The 20,699-nt window shown below is 44.7% G+C and carries 27 protein-coding genes; 2 read left to right on the top strand and 25 right to left on the bottom strand.

Features of this window, described 5'->3' with window-relative positions; genetic code table 11:
• Positions 1–22 precede the first annotated feature (22 nt).
• Entirely contained in the window at positions 23–1,843 is a 1,821-nt protein-coding gene (locus tag R5H20_RS08275; RefSeq protein ID WP_006638365.1) for an ABC transporter ATP-binding protein, read from the bottom strand.
• Positions 1,844–1,853: 10 nt separating this feature from the next.
• Positions 1,854–3,611: an ABC transporter ATP-binding protein gene (locus tag R5H20_RS08270; protein WP_006638366.1), complete on the bottom strand. Its 1,758-nt coding sequence runs from the start codon at positions 3,609–3,611 to the stop codon at positions 1,854–1,856.
• Between the two features lie 264 nt (positions 3,612–3,875).
• Between R5H20_RS08270 and R5H20_RS08265 the strand changes: the two genes are divergently transcribed.
• Positions 3,876–4,256 carry a Rok-like winged helix domain-containing protein gene (locus R5H20_RS08265; RefSeq protein WP_006638367.1) on the top strand — a complete coding sequence of 127 codons (381 nt, stop codon included), beginning with the start codon at positions 3,876–3,878 and terminating at the stop codon, positions 4,254–4,256.
• Positions 4,257–4,286: 30 nt separating this feature from the next.
• Here the strand turns inward: R5H20_RS08265 and moaD are convergent, their stop codons facing one another.
• The 6 genes from moaD to R5H20_RS08235 all read right to left on the bottom strand — a co-directional run bounded on the left by moaD (position 4,287) and on the right by R5H20_RS08235 (position 8,522).
• Positions 4,287–4,520 carry a molybdopterin converting factor subunit 1 gene (moaD, locus tag R5H20_RS08260; RefSeq protein ID WP_006638368.1) on the bottom strand — a complete coding sequence of 78 codons (234 nt, stop codon included), beginning with the start codon at positions 4,518–4,520 and terminating at the stop codon, positions 4,287–4,289.
• Positions 4,513–5,010 (bottom strand): molybdenum cofactor biosynthesis protein MoaE, encoded by a 498-nt coding sequence (locus tag R5H20_RS08255; RefSeq protein WP_006638369.1) that lies wholly within the window; start codon positions 5,008–5,010, stop codon positions 4,513–4,515. Before R5H20_RS08255 ends, moaD begins: the two co-directional genes overlap by 8 nt.
• Positions 4,989–5,525 (bottom strand): molybdopterin-guanine dinucleotide biosynthesis protein B, encoded by a 537-nt coding sequence (mobB, locus tag R5H20_RS08250; RefSeq protein ID WP_006638370.1) that lies wholly within the window; start codon positions 5,523–5,525, stop codon positions 4,989–4,991. The genes R5H20_RS08255 and mobB overlap by 22 nt, the downstream gene beginning before the upstream one ends.
• Positions 5,492–6,784: a molybdopterin molybdotransferase MoeA gene (gene glp, locus R5H20_RS08245; RefSeq protein WP_006638371.1), complete on the bottom strand. Its 1,293-nt coding sequence runs from the start codon at positions 6,782–6,784 to the stop codon at positions 5,492–5,494. Before glp ends, mobB begins: the two co-directional genes overlap by 34 nt.
• Positions 6,785–6,802: 18 nt before the next feature.
• On the bottom strand, positions 6,803–7,816 hold the full coding sequence (locus tag R5H20_RS08240) for a MoeB/ThiF family adenylyltransferase (protein WP_006638372.1): 1,014 nt from the start codon (positions 7,814–7,816) through the stop codon (positions 6,803–6,805).
• 118 nt (positions 7,817–7,934) lie between these two features.
• Positions 7,935–8,522 (bottom strand): molybdenum cofactor guanylyltransferase, encoded by a 588-nt coding sequence (locus tag R5H20_RS08235; protein WP_006638373.1) that lies wholly within the window; start codon positions 8,520–8,522, stop codon positions 7,935–7,937.
• A gap of 153 nt (positions 8,523–8,675) precedes the next feature.
• Here R5H20_RS08235 and R5H20_RS08230 point away from each other — a divergent pair, with 153 nt between their 5' ends.
• A complete protein-coding gene (locus R5H20_RS08230) occupies positions 8,676–9,632 on the top strand; it encodes a hypothetical protein (RefSeq protein WP_006638374.1) in 957 nt (318 codons plus the stop codon).
• 135 nt (positions 9,633–9,767) lie between these two features.
• Here the strand turns inward: R5H20_RS08230 and rok are convergent, their stop codons facing one another.
• The 17 genes from rok to R5H20_RS08145 all read right to left on the bottom strand — a co-directional run bounded on the left by rok (position 9,768) and on the right by R5H20_RS08145 (position 20,654).
• A complete protein-coding gene (rok, locus tag R5H20_RS08225) occupies positions 9,768–10,358 on the bottom strand; it encodes a transcriptional regulator Rok (protein WP_006638375.1) in 591 nt (196 codons plus the stop codon).
• A 546-nt stretch (positions 10,359–10,904) separates the two neighbouring features.
• Positions 10,905–11,363, bottom strand: a complete 459-nt coding sequence (locus tag R5H20_RS08220; RefSeq protein WP_006638376.1) for a TlpA family protein disulfide reductase — start codon at positions 11,361–11,363, stop codon at positions 10,905–10,907.
• 88 nt (positions 11,364–11,451) lie between these two features.
• Complete coding sequence (ahpA, locus tag R5H20_RS08215; protein WP_006638377.1) at positions 11,452–11,994, bottom strand: biofilm-specific peroxidase AhpA; 543 nt, start codon at positions 11,992–11,994, stop codon at positions 11,452–11,454.
• A gap of 291 nt (positions 11,995–12,285) precedes the next feature.
• Positions 12,286–12,531, bottom strand: coding sequence for a YkuS family protein (locus R5H20_RS08210; RefSeq protein ID WP_006638378.1), 246 nt, complete (start codon positions 12,529–12,531; stop codon positions 12,286–12,288).
• Positions 12,532–12,593: 62 nt separating this feature from the next.
• Positions 12,594–13,718 (bottom strand): N-acetyldiaminopimelate deacetylase, encoded by a 1,125-nt coding sequence (locus R5H20_RS08205; RefSeq protein ID WP_006638379.1) that lies wholly within the window; start codon positions 13,716–13,718, stop codon positions 12,594–12,596.
• A 68-nt stretch (positions 13,719–13,786) separates the two neighbouring features.
• Positions 13,787–14,497, bottom strand: a complete 711-nt coding sequence (dapD, locus tag R5H20_RS08200) for a 2,3,4,5-tetrahydropyridine-2,6-dicarboxylate N-acetyltransferase (RefSeq protein ID WP_006638380.1) — start codon at positions 14,495–14,497, stop codon at positions 13,787–13,789.
• Positions 14,498–14,673: 176 nt separating this feature from the next.
• Positions 14,674–15,126, bottom strand: coding sequence for a flavodoxin (locus R5H20_RS08195; RefSeq protein WP_006638381.1), 453 nt, complete (start codon positions 15,124–15,126; stop codon positions 14,674–14,676).
• Positions 15,127–15,144: 18 nt separating this feature from the next.
• Positions 15,145–16,038 (bottom strand): WD40/YVTN/BNR-like repeat-containing protein, encoded by an 894-nt coding sequence (locus tag R5H20_RS08190; RefSeq protein WP_006638382.1) that lies wholly within the window; start codon positions 16,036–16,038, stop codon positions 15,145–15,147.
• Positions 16,028–16,507 (bottom strand): flavodoxin, encoded by a 480-nt coding sequence (locus tag R5H20_RS08185; protein WP_006638383.1) that lies wholly within the window; start codon positions 16,505–16,507, stop codon positions 16,028–16,030. The genes R5H20_RS08190 and R5H20_RS08185 overlap by 11 nt, the downstream gene beginning before the upstream one ends.
• A 129-nt stretch (positions 16,508–16,636) precedes the next feature.
• Entirely contained in the window at positions 16,637–17,512 is an 876-nt protein-coding gene (locus R5H20_RS08180; protein WP_006638384.1) for a transcriptional regulator CcpC, read from the bottom strand.
• A 176-nt stretch (positions 17,513–17,688) separates the two neighbouring features.
• Positions 17,689–18,132, bottom strand: a complete 444-nt coding sequence (cbpB, locus tag R5H20_RS08175; protein WP_006638385.1) for a cyclic-di-AMP-binding protein CbpB — start codon at positions 18,130–18,132, stop codon at positions 17,689–17,691.
• A 183-nt stretch (positions 18,133–18,315) separates the two neighbouring features.
• Entirely contained in the window at positions 18,316–18,495 is a 180-nt protein-coding gene (abbA, locus tag R5H20_RS08170; RefSeq protein ID WP_006638386.1) for an antirepressor AbbA, read from the bottom strand.
• Between the two features lie 138 nt (positions 18,496–18,633).
• A complete protein-coding gene (locus R5H20_RS08165) occupies positions 18,634–19,152 on the bottom strand; it encodes a ribonuclease H-like YkuK family protein (RefSeq protein WP_006638387.1) in 519 nt (172 codons plus the stop codon).
• A 58-nt stretch (positions 19,153–19,210) separates the two neighbouring features.
• Positions 19,211–19,360: a hypothetical protein gene (locus tag R5H20_RS08160; protein WP_006638388.1), complete on the bottom strand. Its 150-nt coding sequence runs from the start codon at positions 19,358–19,360 to the stop codon at positions 19,211–19,213.
• Positions 19,361–19,370: 10 nt separating this feature from the next.
• The gene (locus R5H20_RS08155) at positions 19,371–19,613 is read right to left on the bottom strand and encodes a YkuJ family protein (RefSeq protein WP_006638389.1); all 243 of its coding nucleotides are present in this window, start codon (positions 19,611–19,613) and stop codon (positions 19,371–19,373) included.
• 428 nt (positions 19,614–20,041) lie between these two features.
• Positions 20,042–20,308: a hypothetical protein gene (locus R5H20_RS08150; protein ID WP_051056681.1), complete on the bottom strand. Its 267-nt coding sequence runs from the start codon at positions 20,306–20,308 to the stop codon at positions 20,042–20,044.
• The gene (locus R5H20_RS08145; RefSeq protein ID WP_157678847.1) at positions 20,292–20,654 is read right to left on the bottom strand and encodes a DUF3993 domain-containing protein; all 363 of its coding nucleotides are present in this window, start codon (positions 20,652–20,654) and stop codon (positions 20,292–20,294) included. Before R5H20_RS08145 ends, R5H20_RS08150 begins: the two co-directional genes overlap by 17 nt.
• Positions 20,655–20,699: the final 45 nt, after the last annotated feature.

The following is a 20,699-nucleotide window of genomic DNA, read 5'->3' as shown; positions in this document are numbered from 1 at the left end:
AACAGACGGTGTGACGATGCTGTCACTCCGCCTGAAACATTTGATACTGCGCTTTTACTAGCTCATAATACATTCCGCGCTTCTGAATTAATTCCCGGTGGCTGCCCTCCTCTATTTTTCGGCCGCGGTCAAGCACCATAATGTTATCGGCGTCCCTTATCGTTGAAAGCCTGTGAGCGATCATAATCGCCGTCCGGCCGTGAAGCAGGGTTTTCAATGCCGCCTGGATTTTGACCTCTGTCTCCGTGTCAATGCTGGCTGTCGCTTCATCCAGAATGAGGATGCGCGGGTCGGCCAGAAGCGCTCTTGCAAATGAAATTAACTGCCTTTCCCCGGCCGACAGAATATTGCCTCGTTCTTCCACTTCTGTGGCATATCCGTTCGGAAGCTCCGATATGAACGAGTCGGCCCCGACGGCCTTTGCCGCCTCCATCACTTCTTCATCTGTCGCGTCGGGACGGCCAAAACGGATATTTTCCATGATCGTTCCCGAGAAAATAAAAGTATCCTGCAGGACGATGCTGATTTGTGAACGAAGGTCAGACAGTGAAACATCGGTGATCGGAATTCCGTCCACTTTGATCGTTCCCCCTGTGGCATCGTAAAACCGGCTGATTAAACTGGCGATTGTCGTCTTTCCTGATCCCGTATGACCGACGAGCGCCAATGAAGTTCCGGCGGGAATGTCAAAGGATATGCTATGAAGCGCTTTTCGCTTTCCGTCGTAAGAGAATTCAACCTCCTCAAATTCAATAAGTCCCTTCAATTCCTTTATGCTGACCGCGTCTTCTTTATCAGCGACATTCGGCTTTTCATCAAGAAATTCAAAGATCCGTTCAGAAGAGGCCATCCCCATCAGCAGCTGGTTGTAGACTTGACCAAGCCTTGAAATCGGCTCCCAGAACATTCCGAGATAAAAGGCAAAAGATACGAAGACGCCGATCGTAATCGTTTCATTGATGATCAGGCTTGATCCGTACCAAATTAAAATGGCCGTTCCGACTGCGTTTGTCATTTCAACAAGCGGGCGGAATGTCGCGTTTTTTTTCGTTGCTTCGCGCCAGGACTCCAGGTTTTCACTGTTGACTCCGTCAAAATACATCATATTCTCTTTTTCCTGTGTGAAGGCTTGCGTAACCCGGATTCCCTGGATGCTTTCATTTAAATGGGAATTGAGCTTCGATTGTTTCAATCGGACCTTTTGCCATGAACGTCTGATTTTCCGACGCAGATTGGTGGAGATAAAGAACATGACAGGCAAGGTAACCATGATCGCAATCGTCAGCTCAGGGCTGAGCGAAAAGAGAATCACGATAATTCCAAGGAGCAGCAAAATGTCCATCAGCAAATTGATGACCCCGCTCGTAAACAGCTCCTGCAAAGAATTGATATCGTTCATGATGCGGACAAGAATGGAGCCTGCCGACCGTTCATCGAAAAAACGGTGTGAAAGGCGCTGGACATGTGTAAACAAATGCTGTCTGAGATCGTAAATCACATGCTGTCCAAGCTTGTTCATCCAGCGGATTCTCAGGACATTGGCTCCATAATTGATCAGGTACATGATGCTGATGACACATATTAATATCAATAAGAGATTCATATCCTTGCCCGCGATCGCTTGATCGAGCGCATAGACGCCGATCAAGATCGGGACTGTCAGCCTGACAGCAGCGGCGATGATCACCGTGATAAAAGACAAAGGAAGCAGGTTTTTACGGTAAGGCTTTAAATATGTGAGCAGCCGCCACATTTGCGCCCAGTTAAAAGGCTTTTCAATGATTTGGTCTGAAGCGTAAAAAAACCGGTTCTGGATCGTTTGTTTTCTCGCCTGATTTTCCATATGCGACCCCCTACCCTGCAAAATGCGGTTCATTCAGTATATGTTTGTCTTTATATTGCAAATCGAAAATCCGTTTGTACAAACCGTTTTTTTCAAGCAATTCCTCATGTGTTCCTCTTTCTGTTACAGCGCCGTTATCAAGAACGAGTATTTCGTCGGCATGCTTTAAGGATGAAATCCGGTGGGCGATAATAAATGTCGTCCTGCCCCGCATCACTTCCTGAAGCGCCAGCTGAATCCTGTGCTCTGTCTCCATATCGACAGCGCTTGTCGAGTCGTCCAGAATCAATATGCTGGGATTTAGACAAATCGCTCTCGCTATCGCAATCCGCTGCTTTTGACCTCCCGACAGCCCGAGCCCTCTTTCTCCGAGCATTGTTTCATATTGATCGGGAAGCTCCATGATAAAATCATGAGCCTGGGCCCGTTTCGCGCTTTCGATAATGTCATCCAGCGATGCATCAGGTCTGCCATAGGAAATATTTGCACGGATGGTGGATGAAAATAAAAACGATTCCTGAGGCACTATCCCGATGTTGGAGCGGAGCATTTTTAACGAATAATGGGAAAGGGGCTTTCCATCAATCGCGATGTTTCCCGCTGTCGGTTCATAAAAACGGCTTAGCAATTGAATAATGCTGCTCTTCCCTGAACCGGTCGCCCCGATTAAGCCAATCGTTTTTCCGCGGGGCGCTTCAAAGGACACCCCATGTAAAGCGTCTGCACTTCCTTTTGAATATTGAAGGGAAACGCCGCTGAATACCACATCTCCATGAATCCTGCCGCCTTCCTCCGGATGACCGCAGTCGGTGATTTTCTCATCGGCCTCAATAATTTCCAAAAGCCGCTCTCCCGATGCCTTCGCTTGTGAAAACAAGTTGATCACATAGCCGAGATTCATGATCGGCCACATCATGTAATTGACAAGACTGAAAAAAGCGACGAGTTCACCCGGCTGCAGGCGGTTATGAATGACAAGCCAGCCGCCAAACGAAAGAAGGGCAACGAGACATATATTGCCGATAAACTCCATTAAAGGAAAGTATTTCGACATGATGAATGATGCGTTTAAGTTTTTATTCCGAAAATGTTCATTCGAATCGGTAAAATTCTGAATCTCGTAGTCTTCTTTTGATAAGGATTTGACGGTGTTCATTCCGCTGATGTTTTCCTGGACTTTCGTATTTAAACGGGCAAATGATTTCCTGATTTTCCGAAAAGCGGGATGCACCTTTTTATCAAAGCGATAGACAGCCGCCCCCAAAAACGGCAGCGAGGCGATGGTGACAAGCGTAAGCGGAACAGAATAAGAAAACATGACAGCCAGGCTGAGCGTCACGAGCAATACAAACCTGATCGCCTCTGCAAAGCCGAAAGATAAAAAGAATCGTATCCCCTCGACATCCGCGGTCAGACGGGACATGAGATCCCCCGTTTTGGCGCTGTCATAATACGTAAACGGAAGTCTCTGAAGCTTGGCATACAGTTCTTTCCGCAACCGGTAAACTGATTGAATGCCAAACATATCTCCGAGATATTGATGAAAAAAAGTTGCAGCTCCTTTTGCCGCCATCACGGCAATGAAACCTAAGCTGAGCCCTATAATCCAGTCATATTGGCCGTCGAGAATCACTACATCAATCGTCATTTGAAGCATAATCGGATAAACAACCGTAATGGCCGTCATCAAGAGCATTGAAAAGAGCGACCATACAAAAAATTTTTTATAAGGCCAATAAAAGGCTTTTAGTTTTTTCAGCGACTCCATTCGCACCAGCACCTTTCCAATTCATGTAAACAAGAGCACATCATTTAATATATCGGTTTCCGAAATAAAATTCCACCGTTTTTAAAAAATTCAGACTCATTATGTAGACATATTACCACTAATGCCGGAATCCCCTCTTGGTCTATAAATATATATTTTTTTCCCGGATTTTAAAAATATAAAGGAAATTTTTTGATGAATGAAGGAAGATGATGTAAAATAATAGAAAAAGTTATCAAATACTGAATAACGGAGTTGATTGCAATGTCGAAAAGAGAGGCTTTAAAAAAACGGCTTCTCCTATTAGGTGAATTGGAGCAAAAAATCTGGAAAGACATCCGGAAAGAACGGGAAGTCATCTATGCCAGACTAGGCGAGCTTGACAGGGAAATCCAGCGATATAGACGCTCCAATAAAGAGTATTATGCAGCACATTGCGTGGAAATTATTAAACAGCAGCAAGGAAAAATCGTAACGACAAAAGAGCTTAAAATGAAACTAAAAGAACGGACCAATTTTAATGTTCACCGTATTAGTGAGCTTTATGACCTGATTCAAAAATTAGAACCAAACATTTCCAAAGAACGACGGGGCTGTTTTCTTTACCTCGGAAATTCTTCTAATAAAAACGACAATCGGTTATAGCGTATGCGTAACCGATTGCCTGATTGCTTTTCACCCTCCGCTGACCGGGGGAATGAACGCGACTGTGTCACCTGACTTTACGTCACTGTTGCCCCTCTTGTACACTTCATTAACCGCGATCATCGCCCGGTCTGTTCCTTGAAGCTGATAGGTTTCTTTTAAAAATGACCTGATGCGGTCTGTTGTCGTGTGCTCTTCCTCCATCATGATGCTCTGAGTGCCTGCTTGTTCTGCAAGACCGGCAAATAAGAGAATTTTAATCACATTCAGCACCTCTTCCTTTCGTTGAAGCAGCCGCTTCGATGTTTGGTTCCCCTTCCGGATAGGCGGTGGTTTCAAGCTGGTCCCCGATCCAGGATTCTCCGTTTTCCCAATGCTCTTTTTTCCAGATCGGCACAATTTGCTTAATTCTTTCAATCGCATATTCGTTCGCTTCATATGCGGCTTTCCGATGAGGAGAAGAAACGGCGATGACCACTGCTGCGTCCGATATTTCCAGCCTCCCGATCCGGTGGGTAATCGCCGTTGTCGCCCCCGGCCATTTTTCTTCGATCTCTTCCCCTATTTGGGCCAGCATGTTGACCGCCATCGGGACGTAAGCTTCATATTCGAGATAGAGTGTTTTTTTTCCATTCGTCCATTCTCTCACAGTGCCGATAAATGTCGTAATCGCTCCGGCTTCTCTTTTCTCCACTTTTTTGACGACATCTTCGATCGCGATCGGTTCATTTGTTACATTAAATCGTTCAGACAAACGCCTTCCTCCTTTAGATGTTGTAATATGAATGACACAGCGCCAGGATCTTCAATATGGAAGGATTTTATGTCCGGTGTTGTCACAGGCGGTTTGCCGCGCTGATATATGACAGCGAGAACACCATCTAGCTGCTCAACCAATTGATGATCCTCTTCATTTCTGACCATCACGATCTTCGGATATGACGCTTGCTTAAATCCTTCAATCAACAGGCAGTCAATCGATAACAGCCCATAAACGGCAATCAGCTTCTCAAGGGTCCAGCCACCGCGGGCTGTAAACTGAAAAACACCATCTCCTTCTACACCGGAAGCCGCCGCCCCAGCCAGCAAAAAACGGGCGGAATCCTTTCCTTCTCCAATAAGGTCCGGCTCTCCCCCATGTCCGTGATGCTTCAGACAGCCCGCTTTCACGCCAAGACTTTCAAGCTTTTCCAAAAGCCTTTCGACAAAGGTTGTTTTGCCGCTGTTTTGATAGCCTACGATCTGGAGGATTGGAACATTTCGGGCCACAGCTGTTCACTTCCGATCTCTTCCCGATATAAAAGAACATGCACACGCCTTCCGGCTTCATAGCCTCTTGTCCCGCCTGGCAGCACGACGAGTGCGTTCGCATTCGCAAGCGAGGTGACGGCGCCTGATTTATCCAAGCCGACAGGCTCTGCCTGGAGCATCCCATCTTTGACCGAAACAAAAGAACGGACAAAGCGGGTAAACGGATTCGGTTTCGGGAAATCCTTGGTTAAAACAGCTTCAGCGCACAAGGCATACGGCTTTTGATCAAGAAGCCAGGTCTTGACGGAAGGCTTGACGAACAGCTCAAACCCAACGAAGCATGCTGACGGGTTTCCTGAAAGCCCAAATAGCAGCTTTCCGTCCAAATGAGCGACTGTCGTCACACTTCCAGGACGCATCGCCACTTTATTAAACAGCACCTCTGCACCGAGCTTCTCATAAATCGCAGGCAAAAAATCAAAATCTCCCACCGAAACCCCGCCGGTCGTAATCAGAAAATCAACCTTTTCTAGTGCATTGTTGACGGCGTCAAAGCTTTCCTCGAACTGATCCGAAATTTTCCCCAAATAAAGGGGTTTTCCGCCGGCCTCTTCAACTTGAGCAATCACCATGCTTGCATTGCTGTTGCGGATTTTCCCAGGAACGAGCGGGTCGCTGACATTCAGCAGCTCTGTTCCTGTGGCGATGATGCCGATGACCGGCTTTTTCACCACGGGGACCGATGCATAGCCGAAGGTCGCGAGCACAGCAGTCACCCCGGGCGTTATCCTTGTTCCTTTTGTTAAAAGAACTGATCCTTTTTCCGCATCTTCCCCCATTTTTGAAATATTATCACCTGGCTGAAAAGACCGCTTCAGCTCCATATAGTGTTTTCCGCCTTCAGAATAGGTTTTCGCAAGCTCCAGCATCACGACGGCATCCGCGCCTTCGGGAATCTGCGCGCCCGTCATGATCCGGACCGCTTGATGGGGACCGAGTTTTTTTTCTGAAACAACCCCCGCACCGATATGATCGATGACTTCGAATCGAAGCGGATTTTCCCGTGATGCGCCGGCAGTATCGGACGCCCTGACAGCGAAGCCGTCATATGGAGACCGGTCAAAAGACGGCACATGGTGATCAGCTATTACATCCTCGGCTACATATCTGTGCAGACTTTCCTCCAGATGGACCCACTCTGTTTCACCGTATTTATGATGCTGTGAGACAAGTGCCGCTGCTTCAAAAACCGGAATAGGTGTTCTTTTTTCAATCATTCAAAAAACCTCCTGTTGTTACATACCGATAAGTCTGGCTAATATCGAGTTGGCTTCCTTTATGTCGTTCGTTCCGTGAACAAGCGCTCTCCCGTCATGAAAAATCACGATGCGGAACGCTTCATATGAGACATGAAGCAGGTAATCATTTGCTTCAACTTTGCCTATGCGGGCCAGTTTATCGATGAGCTCCCGTTTTGGAATCCGTTTTAGCGTTTCGCTGCGAATCTGGACGGTTTCCCTTCCGCACAGCACGTCCGCCCTTTTTTGGCCTGCATCCCTGAGATATGGATAAATCGGCGCCCGGCCGCATGACGGGCATTCGTCGTGTTTACTTATCTGCATCTCAAAACGGGTGTTCATCCATAAATCAAACGTCACAAAAGCGGTTTGAAGCGCTTCTTTCCGATTGGTCAAAAGCTTTAATATTTCAGTCTGCTGATAAGCTGATACCATTTGAACAGCGGGCGAGATAATACCCGATGTATCACACGTGGCACCGCCGATTGGTATTTCTTCAAACAGACAGGCGAGGCAAGGCGTTCTTCCGGGAACGATGGTCATGTACATCCCCTGGCTGCTGACGCAGGCCCCGTAAACCCAGGGGGTATTCGTCTGCTGCGCCAGGTCATTGATGATCATACGGGTCTCAAAATTATCCGTTGCATCAACGACCGCATCCGCTTCTTCAATGAGAGGCTTCAGCGTCTCTGCAGTGCCTTCTGAAACATATGTATGCAATCTGACATCGCGATTAATTTTTGACAGGCGGTTCTTGGCCGCTATTGCTTTCGGAAGGCGGTCTTCCGCATCTTTTTCCGTATAGAGCTGCTGCCTTTGCAGATTGCTCCACTCCACGTAATCGCGGTCTATGATAGACAAATCGCCGACACCCGCGCGCACAAGCCCTTCAGCCGCAGCCGTGCCGAGCGCCCCGGCGCCGACAATCAAAACGCGGCTTTTTCTAATTCTCTCCTGCCCGGCCTGTCCGATGTTTTGGTATCTGATTTGCCTTGAATACCGTTCATGCATCAGGATATTCTCCTTTACTACCTTTTTTAATATCATATCATTTTTCCGTTGAAAAAATCTCTTTCTATACCGACGCTCCCCTCGGCCGTCAGGCTCCTGCAAGCCATGATGAAAGCAATTATTCCGGGTAAAACGCTTCTAATCTCTCTAAATCTGACTTTTTATTGACATTCACAAATTCTTCATTTTTCGCGCCGATTTTTTCTGCGTCGATATACTTTACGGAGATCCGGTCAAGGAAATCGCTTATTTTCAATTCATCACGCCGAAGCTGCTCGCAGATCGTTTGTTTGACTCTTTTATGATAGACCGCAGCAAGCGGCTGTGCTCTCCCGCCGGCAACAGGCACAACGGCATCGGCGCCAGAAGCAATCTGTTTTTTCAAAGACGAAATGGTTTCGTTCCGGATAAGAGGCGTGTCACAGGCCAGAACGATATAAATGTCTCCGGCTTGATGCTCCATCGCCGTATATATTCCGGCCAGGGGGCCTTTTCCTTTAAATGGCTCAACATCCTCAAGGACCGCTGTTTCCCCTTGTGACTTGAAACGGTCTGTGAGCCCGGGACGGCTTAAAATGAGTGCTTCTCCCCCCAAAGCTTGTTTGCACCATTGATAAAGAGGTTTGTTTTTCCATAAAGCAAATGCCTTCGGGTCCCCAAAACGGCTTGATAAGCCTCCCGCCAAAAGGACATAAACGGGCTTCATCGCTTCCCATCCTTCCTTCAGATAGATGTGTTGTGAAAATCATAGCAAAACAGGTGAAAAAGGAACAAGTCTCTAAAATGCATTTTTCAAAAGGCATGAGCTGTTCAAAAACAGCATATTGTAGTTGTAACTTCTATAGGAGGCTGGGTCGCCATGAAAAAAACATCAGGTTCGCTGCCTTTCTTTCATGATCTGTCACAAGAAAACCTTTTTTTAAAAGCCGAACTGGCCAGATGTCATCAATTGATCCATGAGCTTGAAGCCAGCTATTTCCATCAAAAAAACCAGAAACTTCATCAAGAAAATGCCTCGATGAAACAGGAGCTTCAACAGCTGACACTAAAATTGCAGCGCGTGTCGGAAAACAACCAGGACGGTGCGGATGAAACGCTGAACCGAATCAAAAGCGAACTGCTCGAGAAAATTGTTGTGCTGCAGGAGCTTCTTCAAAATGAAACGTTTAAAAGAAAACAAGAAATAGAAGAAAAACACCGCCTTCATGTAACCAACGTGAAAGCCTCAGAGGAAAACAAAAGCCTGCATAGGCAAATCAAAGCTGATCAGCAGCAATTGGAAGAAGAAAAAAGAATCAGGCAGCAAGTGGAACAAGAACTGGAAAAACGAACGGAAGAGAACAGCCGCCTGAAAGGCGATCTTCAGGCCAAAAATGTTCAGCTCCATCAGATCGAAGCTGATGTGGCGTTATTGAAAGAGCGGATGATTGATATGAAAAGCCGGATTGCAGAAGCGGAAAAAACGAAGGAAGCCCTCTTTTACGAAACCATCCTTTCTTACAAAAGACAGCTTGATGAAAGCGACAAGTGGATTGCTTCTCATTTTGCCGATATTGACACATCTTATCAAACAAAGAAGGAAGCGGAGCAGGACAGCGCCTTATTCGAGCGCTCAGAGCATATTGAAGCGGTTCTTCAATCCGTGACAGAACAAGTTGGCATCCTGCAAAAACAGCTGAATGTCATCCGGAAAAACGACGGCATGATGGAACAAAAAATCGACGAATGGAAAAAACAGTCTAAAGAGGAAAATCCATCTCAAAAGTTGATTTATAAAATTAAACGTAAGGAGAAAGAAACAAAACCTTTAAATTAAATACAACTTTAAGTAAAAATATGGATTTAAAAACTGCTTGAGCATATGCTCAAGCAGCTATCATAAGACAGCGGCCATACGGCCGCACTCCTTCTTCCCAAAATGCAAACGCTATCTGGGTAAATAAGGATAACCCTATTGCTGTTCTGTCTCAGTAGAGATGTCACCCTCTAATATATATTGACCGCGGTATGGTTTTTTGACTTCCGGGTACATTTTAATGAGGCTTTGCATGAAGGTTGTCATATTAGGAATTTCAAGTCCGCTTTCTTTTTCAATCTCTTTTTGAAGTTCGGAGCTTTTGATTGCCGCATTGTGACGTTTCAACGTTTTAATGGCCGCTTCACGAAGTTTTGCAGCTTTTGAACCCGGACGTGCTGTGCCTCTTCTGCGCCGTGTCGTACCGTCTGGAATTCCGGCCGGCAGAACAGAGGCTTGCTGAGAAGTCTGCTGCTGAGTTTTTTGAGATGACTGCGCCTGCTGCTGTTGCTGCTGGTAGCTTTTCATCTCCTGTGCAGCTAATTCAGCTAAAACAGGAAGTGATTCGCTTTTTCGGTCTGTGCGAAAATCTTTTTTTGTATCATTATTAAAGCTGGATGGGCGATCCAATTCACGCAGCTTTGCATATATATTGTCACGCTCAATCTGATACTCCCTAATGACCTTAACCTCAGCTTCATTTAACTGCTCTAATCTTAAACGCAATGCTTCCCTCTCGTTAAACATACCGTTTTTACCCTCCTATCAGAATAAATAACCCTCTAATAAAAATATTAGATTACCAAACTAATTTTATCAATTATTTTTTCGTTTTTCTACTGTTACTTTCCGTTAAGAAAATAGAACTAAATTTCTAAGAAGGTTGAATCCATGGGGTTTTTTGAAGCACATCGGCCTATCTTAGCCCCTTTGTCGAAAAATGGTAAATAATGAAGAAACCTAGAAAATTACTTTTGAGAAGAACATAATTAAGTGATTGAACATTTAGATCTGATAAAAGGAAAGTCTGAGAAAACGCTGATTATTACGGCTTATAAATCCAGAATATTCAAAATTGGCTGATTTCAGATGTCGAAACCTCATATATGTATGGACGGGGAACGGGCAAAATGACGCTTTATCAAAAATAGTAAATTAGACTCATCAAAATAAATAAAAAGGGGCTATTGTTTCATTTAACAAAAGGGGCGGCACGCGGAAATTTTTTAAAATTTTTTTTCTGTCGGCAGCCGGATAAATAAAAAACCCCCAAAAAAACGGGGTTTTTTATCCTTATTCAGCAGACTGCTCTGTTTCAGCAAGAACTCGGTTTACACGTTTTTCGAGCATTTTCATTCCGCTGCCTCCGGCTTGGAAATGGCGAAGCTGGCCTGTCTTGTCAAACACATAATAAGCGGGGACATATTCATTCTCAAACGCATCCGTTAATTTATGGTCGCTATCGACAAAAATCGGTTGTGTGATATCGTGTTCAGCAGCTACTTCTTTGATTTTATTAACGTCCAAATCGTCTTCTGAACGCGGCATGTGGACGGCTACAACGTTTAGCTTGCCGCTGTACCGGTCGCGGAATTCATTGACCTGCGGCATTGCCTCTTTGCATAAATGGCAACTGATTGACCAGAAATGAATCAAAGTCGGTTTTTCGCCGATCAGCTCTTCTTTTGACACTTCTCCGTTTAACCACTCTTTTGCGCCGGTAAGCTCTGGCATAGGCTGACGTAGTTTCATGTTTTTTCCTCCATTTTCATTTGATCCATTAAAAAGGTCTAACAAATGTTAGACCTTTCCAATTCCTTTTCATCCCGCAAAGACGAAATTAAAGTGTTTTTTGACCTGGTTTCCAGTTTGCCGGGCAAAGTCCGCCTGTTTGCAGCGCTTGAAGAACACGTAAAGTTTCATCTACATCACGGCCGATGTTGTTATGGAAAACCGTTTGATACTGCATTTCACCATCAGGATTGATGATGAACAGTCCGCGAAGAGCGACACCTTCTTCTTCGATAAGAACGCCGTATTCACGGGAAACTTCATGGTTTGTGTCAGCGGCAAGCGGGTATTTCAGCTGTCCAAGACCATTGTCCTTGCGGTCAGTGTTGATCCAGGCAAGGTGTGTGTGGATCGTGTCAGTAGAAACGCCAATCACTTCTGCATCAAGATCTTCGAACTCGTCATAACGGTCAGACATTGCCGTAATTTCTGTCGGACATACGAAAGTAAAGTCCATAGGATAGAAGAAAAGAACAGTCCATTTGTCGTTTTTCATGTTTTCCTCAAGGCTTACTTTTCCGAATTCCTTGTTTGGAAGTACTGCTTCCATTTCAAAGCGGGGCGCTTGTTTACCTACCATACGTTCTGGCATTTTATGTATCCCTCCAATATAATTTTTGGGTTCTGCTACCCATATTAAAATGAGAATTCAAATCATAAATTCTCATTTAGTTAACAACTTCACATAATTAATTATAGCGCCAATCGTTTTTTTAGTCAATATTAATTGATAATGAATTTAAATTAGCACACCCTCCTTTCAGGAGGGGTTCGTTCTATAAAAATTTTAACACGTTGTGCAGTGAAGAAACAAATCATCAGCATACTTTTTTGGGTACAAGTTAAAACCGAAGCGTGAACTTCGGCTTTAACTTAGCGTCTATTAATGAAATTTTCGGTCAACCTGGTCACAGATTTCATCTGCGGTCAAACCTGATGCCTGAATGACGGAAGCACCGGTCATCGTATCTGAAATCCCGAGCATATCGGAATCCAGACCTGTTACAACACAGCAGTCACAGCCTTTTGCGTCATCTTCCGTTTTCATCAATACAACCTCATACCCTTTTTCCTTTAAAGCAGCCTCTACATCTGAAAGGGACTGTTCAATTCCGATTTTTTTCGGCATGAAGAAACACCTCCATCATCTAAGATGCCACTTTTGCCGGTGTTTTATACCGGCTGGAGGAACTAACCGGCATAAACAGAAAAATAAGCTGTCATGACTTGAACCGCCGTTTCAAGCGCTTCTTCCTTCGGCTGCAGTTTTGCATGGTGCAGTCCGTACTTTGAATCGACGCCGAGCCAAAACATAAAGCCCGGATATTTTTTCAGCATATAGCCAAAGTCTTCTCCTGTCATCGCCTCTTTTGCACGAACAACCTTGGCAAGTCCCTTTTCAGCTACAAATTGCATAAAGTCTTCGACTAGGTCGCTTGAATTGTACACCTGATGATAGGCCGCCGGATAGCTGACTGTTCCCTTGCAATGATAGGCCGCCTCCAGGCCTTTGACCATCGCTTCAATTCTTGTCTTGACCAGCTTCATTGATGAGGGAGACAGCGTCCTGATCGTGCCTTCAAGCTTGGCTTCCTGGGCGATGATGTTCTGCGCCGATCCTCCCTTGATTGTGCCGATTGTAATGACAGCACTGTCAAGAGGATCTACATTTCTTGCCACAATCGACTGCATCTGCGTGACAAGCGAACTTGCTGCGACCACCATATCTTCGGCAAGATGGGGATATGCCGCATGTCCGCCCTTTCCTTCAAGCTCAATGACAAGCTCTGAAGTATTGGCAAAGAGAAGCCCACTTTTTGTCGAAATCGTTCCCACCGGAAGCTCAGGCGCGATATGCAATGCGGTGATCATGCTCGGCTCCCATTTTTTGAACACGTCGCTCTCAAGCATTGGTTCCGCTCCCCCCGGCCCTTCTTCTGCAGGCTGAAATAAAAACAGAAGGTCCTGTTTAACCGGATGATGGACAAAATGATCAATTAATCCGAGCGCGATGGTCATATGAAAATCGTGTCCGCATGCATGCATCCTCTCCTGATGGACGGAAGAAAAAGAATAGCCGGTCTCCTCCCGGATCGAAAGCCCGTCCATATCCGCTCTATACGCTAAAATCTTGTCGGGCGCTGTCCCTTTCACTTTGACAAACAAACCCGTTTTCCACTTTTCGATGTCAAGCCTGTTCTCGGGATATTTTCGCAAATGATCGAGAATATAAGCCTGGGTTTTATGTTCCTGAAATCCGAGTTCGGGAATTTGGTGCAGATCCCGTCGAATGGCTGTTAATTGCTCCAATTTCATCTTTTTTAACCTCCCGCCTATACGAAAAGGCGTGGATTGTTACATCCACGCACCGTTGTTGCCGCTTATTAGAGCTGACGCAATTCTTGTTTAATTTCCGTTTTGCCTTTTGTTTTTTCATCGATGTCTTTGATTTTTTTTGCAGGCGTTCCCGCAACTACTGTGTAAGGTTCAACATCTTCGACAACGATCGCTCCCGCCGCAACGACAGCTCCTTTTCCGACTGTCACGCCCTCAAGAACGACGGCGTTTGCGCCGATGACGACATCATCTTCAATGACAACCGGCTTTGCTGAAGGCGGCTCAATCACACCTGCAAGCACAGAACCCGCTCCGATGTGACAGTTTTTTCCGACTGTTGCCCGTCCGCCGAGCACCACATTCATGTCGATCATTGTTCCTTCTCCGATCACAGAGCCGATGTTAATGGAAGCTCCCATCATAATGACGGCGTTATCGCCGATTTCCACTTGGTCGCGGATAATCGCACCCGGTTCGATGCGCGCTTTGATGTTTTTCAAATCCAGCGTTGGAATGGCTGAATTCCGGCGGTCGTTTTCGATCACATAGTCTTCGATTTTGCCTTTGTTCGCCTCAAGCGCGGCACTGATCTCATCCCATTCGCCGAACACAACCCCTGTGTTTCCTGTGATAAAAGCTTTCGCAGAAGCGCCGAAGTCGATTCCTTCAAGCTCGCCTTTTACATACACCTTTACAGGTGTTGATTTCTTACTATTTTGAATAAATGAAATAATTTCATTTGCGTCCATCATCTTCATTATGTACGTCCTCCTTCTCTTTTCTACCCCATTACTGTATCAAAGGTAAGATTTAAAGACAAGAAAAAAAGGAGCCCGCCGAATAATCGACTGACATCCTCACTTTGTCTGAGCGGGAAACCGGCTTTTCCAGGTGAGGCGGCAGCGGTATTTCCGTGACCGCCAGCCGCTGAAGCTTAGGCGGGAACTTCGCACTTTTTGGCAAATTCTTTGCCGAATTCGAGCAGCATGTTTTCTTCTTCACCCTCCGGATTCATCTCGATTTTGACGGATTGAAGGATGATCTCTCCCCCAAGCTCCTTGATTTTTTCCTCAAGGATGTCGACAGCTCCGCAAAAATGCTCATAGCTTGTGTCTCCCGAACCGAAAATGGCAAATGTCCGGCCGCTGAAATCAAGGTCTTCCATGTCATCATAAAGATCCAAAAATTCATCGGGAAGGTCTCCGTCTCCCCATGTGTAGGCGCCTAATATAATGTGTTCATACTCATCAAACAGCGCTGCATCGATATCCATCGCTTCGTAGCGGTCAACTTCTGCTCCTCCCTCCAAAAGACCCTTTTCAATTAAATCGGCCATCGCCTCCGTGTTTCCCGACATGCTTGCATAAACAAGTAAAACCTTTCCCATGCTGATTCCTCCTGATATTTAATGTGCAATCATCGACCGTTCAAACGGTTTGACAAATTTACATTCATAAAGGCCGGCACAAAAGAAATTTTCCTTTTGATTGGCTACTCTGAGTCCGTGTCCTTTTATCGTATCGAACCATTTCAGCTCACACTCGAAGAAATCGAGCTGATAGATTCTTGAGAATTTGTTGTGATCCTGTGCAGATGTCACATAAATGACGCCGTTATCCTCTGATACGTCAAGAAAAGATTCTTCCTTTTCGACGATGTCTGAACGGATCGTTCGTCGTTCATGTGTATAGACGTTGAGGACTTCGACGGCTCCATGCTTCCCTTTCTTTGACCCCATCGCACAAACGAGCCATTCCCCGTCAAAGACAATCATGGAGGCCGTCATGCGATCCGCTTCTTTTTTCACCATGAAAACCGTCTCTCTTTCCAGATCATAAGCCCATATTCCGCCATGCACATGATGGATCTGTGTTCCGATGTACAGATGATGGCCATGAATGCACAGCGACCTGATGACGGGCGGAGCAGCCAAATCTGAAAACGGCTTTACGATTCTCCATGACACGCCGAAATCATCGGATGTATAAATGCAATGTTTTCCGTGTGCACATACAAAACCGTCATTACTGCCGGTTATGGACCATATGGTGGCGTTTGTCGGAAAGCTGGACATCGTCCATGATTCGCCTTCATCCGCTGATCTGATGATCGTTCCTGATTCCCCCACCCCGAATACATAACGGCCGATGTATGTAATCGAACAAATTTTACTCTTTAATTGAAAAAGCTTTTTCCAGCCTTGGTCAACCGAATAATGAAAAATACCTTCCCGTTTCACGGCTACAAAGTACCCGGAACGCCTTGAAGCGGCGACCGCTGTTGCTCCTTTATGAAACATGGGACTCAGCCCGCCCCCTTTGATGTTCCGCCCATTTGATAAAACTCAAAGCAAATTCTTTGCAGCACACAATATCTTCATCTGTTTCAGGTGCAAGCTCCACTTTGAGTGTTTCGGAAAAAAGATCCGCCCCCGTCTGTTCAAGCATGCTGTAAAACGTGTTAACCGCCTCGCAGAATTTTGGATACGCGTAATCTCCGGAACCAAAGCATGCAGCTTTTTTTCCTTTTAATACGAGGGATGACACGTCTTCATAAAACGCTTCCGCTTCATAAGGAAGATCTCCGTCTCCCCATGTATATGTGCCGATCAATATGTAGTCATATTCAGACAGTGTATCAACATCGACATCGTCCATCTCCATATATTCGACATCGATTGAATGCTCTGTGAATGTATCTTTAATAATCATTGCGATATCCTCAGTATTGCCAGACATGCTGGCGAACGTAATCAGCGCTTTAGCCAACTGAACCACCTCTATAATTGATAATGATTTTCACTATTTATAGATAACTTTAAATGAAAATGATTATCAATGTCAATAAGTACACAGAAAAAGACAGTCTTCCTCTTGGAATCCTGTCTTTATGAATGTTCATTCTATTGCTGAACACGTTTTTACAACCTCTAAAAACGCCTGTACCTGCTTCAATTGAAAAGCGGGTTCATACCCGAGCAGCCACGTATCTCTGCCGATCGCATTTCCTTTCACATCCAGCAGGGGGATCTTGTGAACATGGCTGCCGCTGCCGTGAAGCGTCACAGAAGGGAGAATCGCATAGCCGATCCCGTGGAACGCCATTTGTTTGCATGTTTCAATCTGGTCGACGATGATCGTCTGTTTCGGCGATGTTTTGAATTTCTGATGCCACCAGTGCTGGATTTCCTGATAGTACGTGCTGTCGCTTTTAAACTGGATAAATGGCCGTTCAGTCTTTGTGATATCATCGATGTTTTTAATTTCCGTATCGACGAGGTACAATTCATCCCTCATGAGATAATGCTTTGGACCTTTCCATTCAGGGTTGCCTCTGATAATTCCGATATGGACGTGGTCTTCATAAAGACTTTTCAGCATTTCACTGCTCCAGCCGGTGACAAGGGAGATTTTCACATTCGGATATTGCTTCACATATGTTTTCAGGACATTTGGCAGCCAATGCTGGCCGATAATAGAGGCCGCCGCCAGTTTTAATGTACCGTGAATTTCGCCTTCAAGTTCATCAATATTCTCTCTGACCTTTTCCTGCTCAATTGTGACATCTTTTGCAAACTGAATAATTTTTTCTCCCGCCGATGTGACGGTAAGCCCTTTTTGGGACCTCAAAAAAATTTGCGTGCCCCACGATTTCTCAATCGTCTGAAGGCGCTGGGACAGAGCCGGCTGTGAAACAAACAAACGCTCTGCTGCCTTGCGCATATTCAATTCCTCCGCCAAAACGACAAGCATATGAAGCTCTTGAAGCTGCATGTATATTCCTCATTCCAATAAGTTTTTCTTATCATTCATTTTAATGAATCTGTTATTTCTTTATCAAGTTTTTATGGCATATGAACTTTACATAAACAAAATTGAAGGGGGGATGTTGAAGCGAAAGAAAGAGGTGGATGAAACCGCTGCAAATAAAAAATAGGCAGCTGCCGCGCCTATTTATTCAATGTTCTGAGATGCTTGTTTAATTGTTTTAACACGACCCGGCGTGTAAAAATGCCTTCAAAAACCTGATCTTCATTTTCCACGCAGACAAACGGATGGTTGATGACCATGCCGAAGCCTTTTAAAATGGGGTCATCTATCTTTAAACGGGGAATATCTGTCAGCATCACTTCTTCGACATGAATCTGGTCAAGCTTTTCGAATTCAATCCTTTCAAGTCCGAAAATCTTATCCATAATCATGTTGGTTCCGATCAATCCGTGCAGGCGGAAAGACGGGTCAAGTACAGGGATGGCTGTATAACCGGTTTTCGTCAGGACGAGAAGAGCATGTTCCAAATTGTTTCCGACTTGGACGTGGGCTACTTTATCAGCATCGATCATGTAATTCCCCACTGTTGTTTCAAGAAGTTCATCTGATTGCAAACTAATCATGATTATTCGACTCCTTTTCAGCTTTAATCCATCAACGCATATATTCCCTATACTACTATAATATAAACTATATCAATATTTGTCGAAAAACTTTCCTCTTTTTCAGCGGGCCGGCTTCTGCGATGACAGCTAATGTTGAAATAAAAAAGATACTCTAATGAGTATCAATTGATATAATCTGACCTAATTTTCAGACCGGACACGGTCATATAAGGTAACCAGCTTTTTATATGTCAGGCTATCCACATTTTTTGTACCCGTTTCTATATCATTGATCTCACTGCTTAACAGCTCTACGGCGTATTCATGATTCAGCAGTACATTCAGCAACAGTTTTCTCTCTTCTTCTGAAAAGCGTTCCATTCTTAACCAGCCCCCTAATTGATTTAGCTAGAGCGAGAAACTATGTCCTCTCACTAGTTTCTATAGGGCTAGAATAAGAAATTGAAAATCAAACGTCAACCGCACATTTCGACATCTGACCGATTTTCTTTCAAACAATTATTTTGTATATCGATTTGCGTAGCTTGAAGCTGCATAAGAGTCGGGCTTGATTTTGGCATTGATCCCCATCGACGTGATCCGCCCTGTCATCTCCTGGATCAAGTCTTTCGTCATCCCTTTTTTTCCGATGTCCAAATGAACTTCAAGGGTTAAATCTGCTCCCTCGTCCGTAAACGGAAGAAGCAGATCGGTGATTTCGGTAAAATAGTCGTTCAGAAGGTATGCAGCAATTTCTTGACTGTAAGCTGTTTCAAGCGATATTTTTTCCCTGAGGCTATGTACCGGTCTTTTGACAATGGTGTTTTTTAAACAGCCCCATGCACCTTTGCCTTTGCGGTGCAAATGAATAGCAGTGATAAACTTTGTACAGTTCTGATGGATCTGAGAGTCTGTTCCGACTGAAAGCAGGTAGCTTGATCGCGGATCTTTGAGAATGAACGCTTTCAGCCTCTCGACCACTTCAGGAAATGTCATTTGATCTTCAGAAAGATTGTAAAATAGAAAAGAATCAGCCATTGGAATGCCCCTTTTCATTTATGATCTGCACCGAAGATGAACGTCCTTGTTTTTTCTGCTACCCCTTTTTTGTCGGTATATTTTTCAAGGTAAAACCGCAGCTGTCGCACGTGTAAATCACGTTTTGATTAGACTGGGCTGTCAGGACTTGATCAATATGCTGCATGCGGCGGCAATGCGGGCAAATAACGCTTGGAAAAGCTCTCATACATATCCTCCTATTGCTGAAGCAGTTCGAAGATCTCGATTGAAATCATATCGATGTTGTCAAACGGAAATGTTGTTGGCTTATCTCCTTTTTGAAAAACTGTCAGCTCAAACGTTTGGTTTTTTTCGAAATATTTCACGCTGCATACTTTTTCCCCGTTTACTTCGAAATAGCGCTGCGTCGGTTCGCCAGCTGCCTCCGCAGTCTCTTGCAGGCTCTGCAGTCTCGTGATGATACCCATTAATTGTGACATTCTAAAAAAGACTCCTTTCAAAAAACAACTTCAGGATCAAACAAGTATTAATTATAATACAAGTTCTACACGCATCATACCACAAAGTATCAGCCGATGACATTTTTCCTTTTCTAATCGGGAAAAAGAAAAACTGCTTTTCATAGTTTGGATTTTCTTTGAAATGTCATACATAAAAAATATTTTTTGCACGGAGGCGATTCGGGTGCAGCCATACGTTAGGTTTATGGATCATGCAGATTGTCTTATTCCTGCATGTAGAGAGGAAGCGTTTAGTTGCAAATAAAAAACTTGGCGGGGGCAGCGCCAAGTTTTTTAAAATCTTGATCTGATAGAGGGGTTGGGGAACAGAGAGGTTCATCTCTCTATAGTTAAATGATAATGATTATCACTATCATTGTCAACAGTTTTCTCGCCAATTTCTTTTTTTATTGAAAAATCCTTGTTAATAACAAGTTGCAATCGATTGGCAGAAGCGGAAAAACCGCTTTTTCTGCCGCTCTATCTTCAACATGCTTTTCTTTCTGCGGATATTCTGAAGGGATTTCATTTCCTGGCGGTTCTATCTTTGAACGGCCGATATCCGTCACTTTCATTTTGCCTTTGATTTTATTCAATGTTGTTGTCAAATATTCATCTTTAAACGAAACAGGCCCGTCCTTATCATGTCCGACGTATTCATATACTGTATACACCGCCGTGGGCCTCATTGATTTTCGTATGGTTATCATAGCTGAAAAACGGAATCGCAAGCTCAGGCGCGTCGGTACTATCAAAAATCCAGCCATTTTCCGCCGGACGGGCATTTACCTCCACATATCTGGCGGCAAAATTCTTATCCATATAAGGTTCCAGGAGGGCGGTCATGTCTTCTTTTGTTCTTTCCTTTTCGGTGAGCTTTTCATGGACATCTGCTATAGATCCGAGCGTCTCAAACACCGCTTCTCTTTCAGGCTTGCCGTATGCCGCGCCAATATCTCCTTGTAAAAAAACAGCCATAGAGGCGAAAAGCGCACATATCAGGGATGGCCAAACGTTCATAGGTTCCACCTCTTTTTTAGCATTTATATGGTTGCATTTCCTTAA

Origin of the sequence: Bacillus sp. KICET-3 (assembly GCF_033261025.1) — a bacterium.
In the GTDB taxonomy this organism is placed as follows: Bacteria; Bacillota; Bacilli; order Bacillales; family Bacillaceae; genus Bacillus; species Bacillus sonorensis.
This window is presented reverse-complemented; position numbering and strand designations above follow the sequence as displayed.

Bases quoted from the DNA above. Each gene is read 5' to 3' on its own strand.
- dapD (WP_006638380.1), bottom strand. From the start codon at position 14,497: ATGAAGATGATGGACGCAAATGAAATTATTTCATTTATTCAAAATAGT.
- R5H20_RS08210 (WP_006638378.1), bottom strand. From the start codon at position 12,531: ATGCCGAAAAAAATCGGAATTGAACAGTCCCTTTCAGATGTAGAGGCT.
- glp (WP_006638371.1), bottom strand. From the start codon at position 6,784: ATGATTGAAAAAAGAACACCTATTCCGGTTTTTGAAGCAGCGGCACTT.
- ahpA (WP_006638377.1), bottom strand. From the start codon at position 11,994: ATGCCAGAACGTATGGTAGGTAAACAAGCGCCCCGCTTTGAAATGGAA.
- cbpB (WP_006638385.1), bottom strand. From the start codon at position 18,132: ATGATTAGTTTGCAATCAGATGAACTTCTTGAAACAACAGTGGGGAAT.
- R5H20_RS08160 (WP_006638388.1), bottom strand. From the start codon at position 19,360: ATGAGAGCTTTTCCAAGCGTTATTTGCCCGCATTGCCGCCGCATGCAG.
- R5H20_RS08275 (WP_006638365.1), bottom strand. From the start codon at position 1,843: ATGGAAAATCAGGCGAGAAAACAAACGATCCAGAACCGGTTTTTTTAC.
- R5H20_RS08230 (WP_006638374.1), top strand. From the start codon at position 8,676: ATGAAAAAAACATCAGGTTCGCTGCCTTTCTTTCATGATCTGTCACAA.
- R5H20_RS08195 (WP_006638381.1), bottom strand. From the start codon at position 15,126: ATGGGAAAGGTTTTACTTGTTTATGCAAGCATGTCGGGAAACACGGAG.
- R5H20_RS08235 (WP_006638373.1), bottom strand. From the start codon at position 8,522: ATGAAGCCCGTTTATGTCCTTTTGGCGGGAGGCTTATCAAGCCGTTTT.
- abbA (WP_006638386.1), bottom strand. From the start codon at position 18,495: ATGGAACGCTTTTCAGAAGAAGAGAGAAAACTGTTGCTGAATGTACTG.
- R5H20_RS08145 (WP_157678847.1), bottom strand. From the start codon at position 20,654: ATGAACGTTTGGCCATCCCTGATATGTGCGCTTTTCGCCTCTATGGCT.
- rok (WP_006638375.1), bottom strand. From the start codon at position 10,358: ATGTTTAACGAGAGGGAAGCATTGCGTTTAAGATTAGAGCAGTTAAAT.
- R5H20_RS08220 (WP_006638376.1), bottom strand. From the start codon at position 11,363: ATGAAACTACGTCAGCCTATGCCAGAGCTTACCGGCGCAAAAGAGTGG.
- R5H20_RS08240 (WP_006638372.1), bottom strand. From the start codon at position 7,816: ATGCATGAACGGTATTCAAGGCAAATCAGATACCAAAACATCGGACAG.
- R5H20_RS08265 (WP_006638367.1), top strand. From the start codon at position 3,876: ATGTCGAAAAGAGAGGCTTTAAAAAAACGGCTTCTCCTATTAGGTGAA.
- R5H20_RS08155 (WP_006638389.1), bottom strand. From the start codon at position 19,613: ATGTCACAATTAATGGGTATCATCACGAGACTGCAGAGCCTGCAAGAG.
- R5H20_RS08165 (WP_006638387.1), bottom strand. From the start codon at position 19,152: ATGGCTGATTCTTTTCTATTTTACAATCTTTCTGAAGATCAAATGACA.
- R5H20_RS08205 (WP_006638379.1), bottom strand. From the start codon at position 13,718: ATGAAATTGGAGCAATTAACAGCCATTCGACGGGATCTGCACCAAATT.
- R5H20_RS08180 (WP_006638384.1), bottom strand. From the start codon at position 17,512: ATGCAGCTTCAAGAGCTTCATATGCTTGTCGTTTTGGCGGAGGAATTG.
- R5H20_RS08270 (WP_006638366.1), bottom strand. From the start codon at position 3,611: ATGGAGTCGCTGAAAAAACTAAAAGCCTTTTATTGGCCTTATAAAAAA.
- R5H20_RS08190 (WP_006638382.1), bottom strand. From the start codon at position 16,038: ATGTTTCATAAAGGAGCAACAGCGGTCGCCGCTTCAAGGCGTTCCGGG.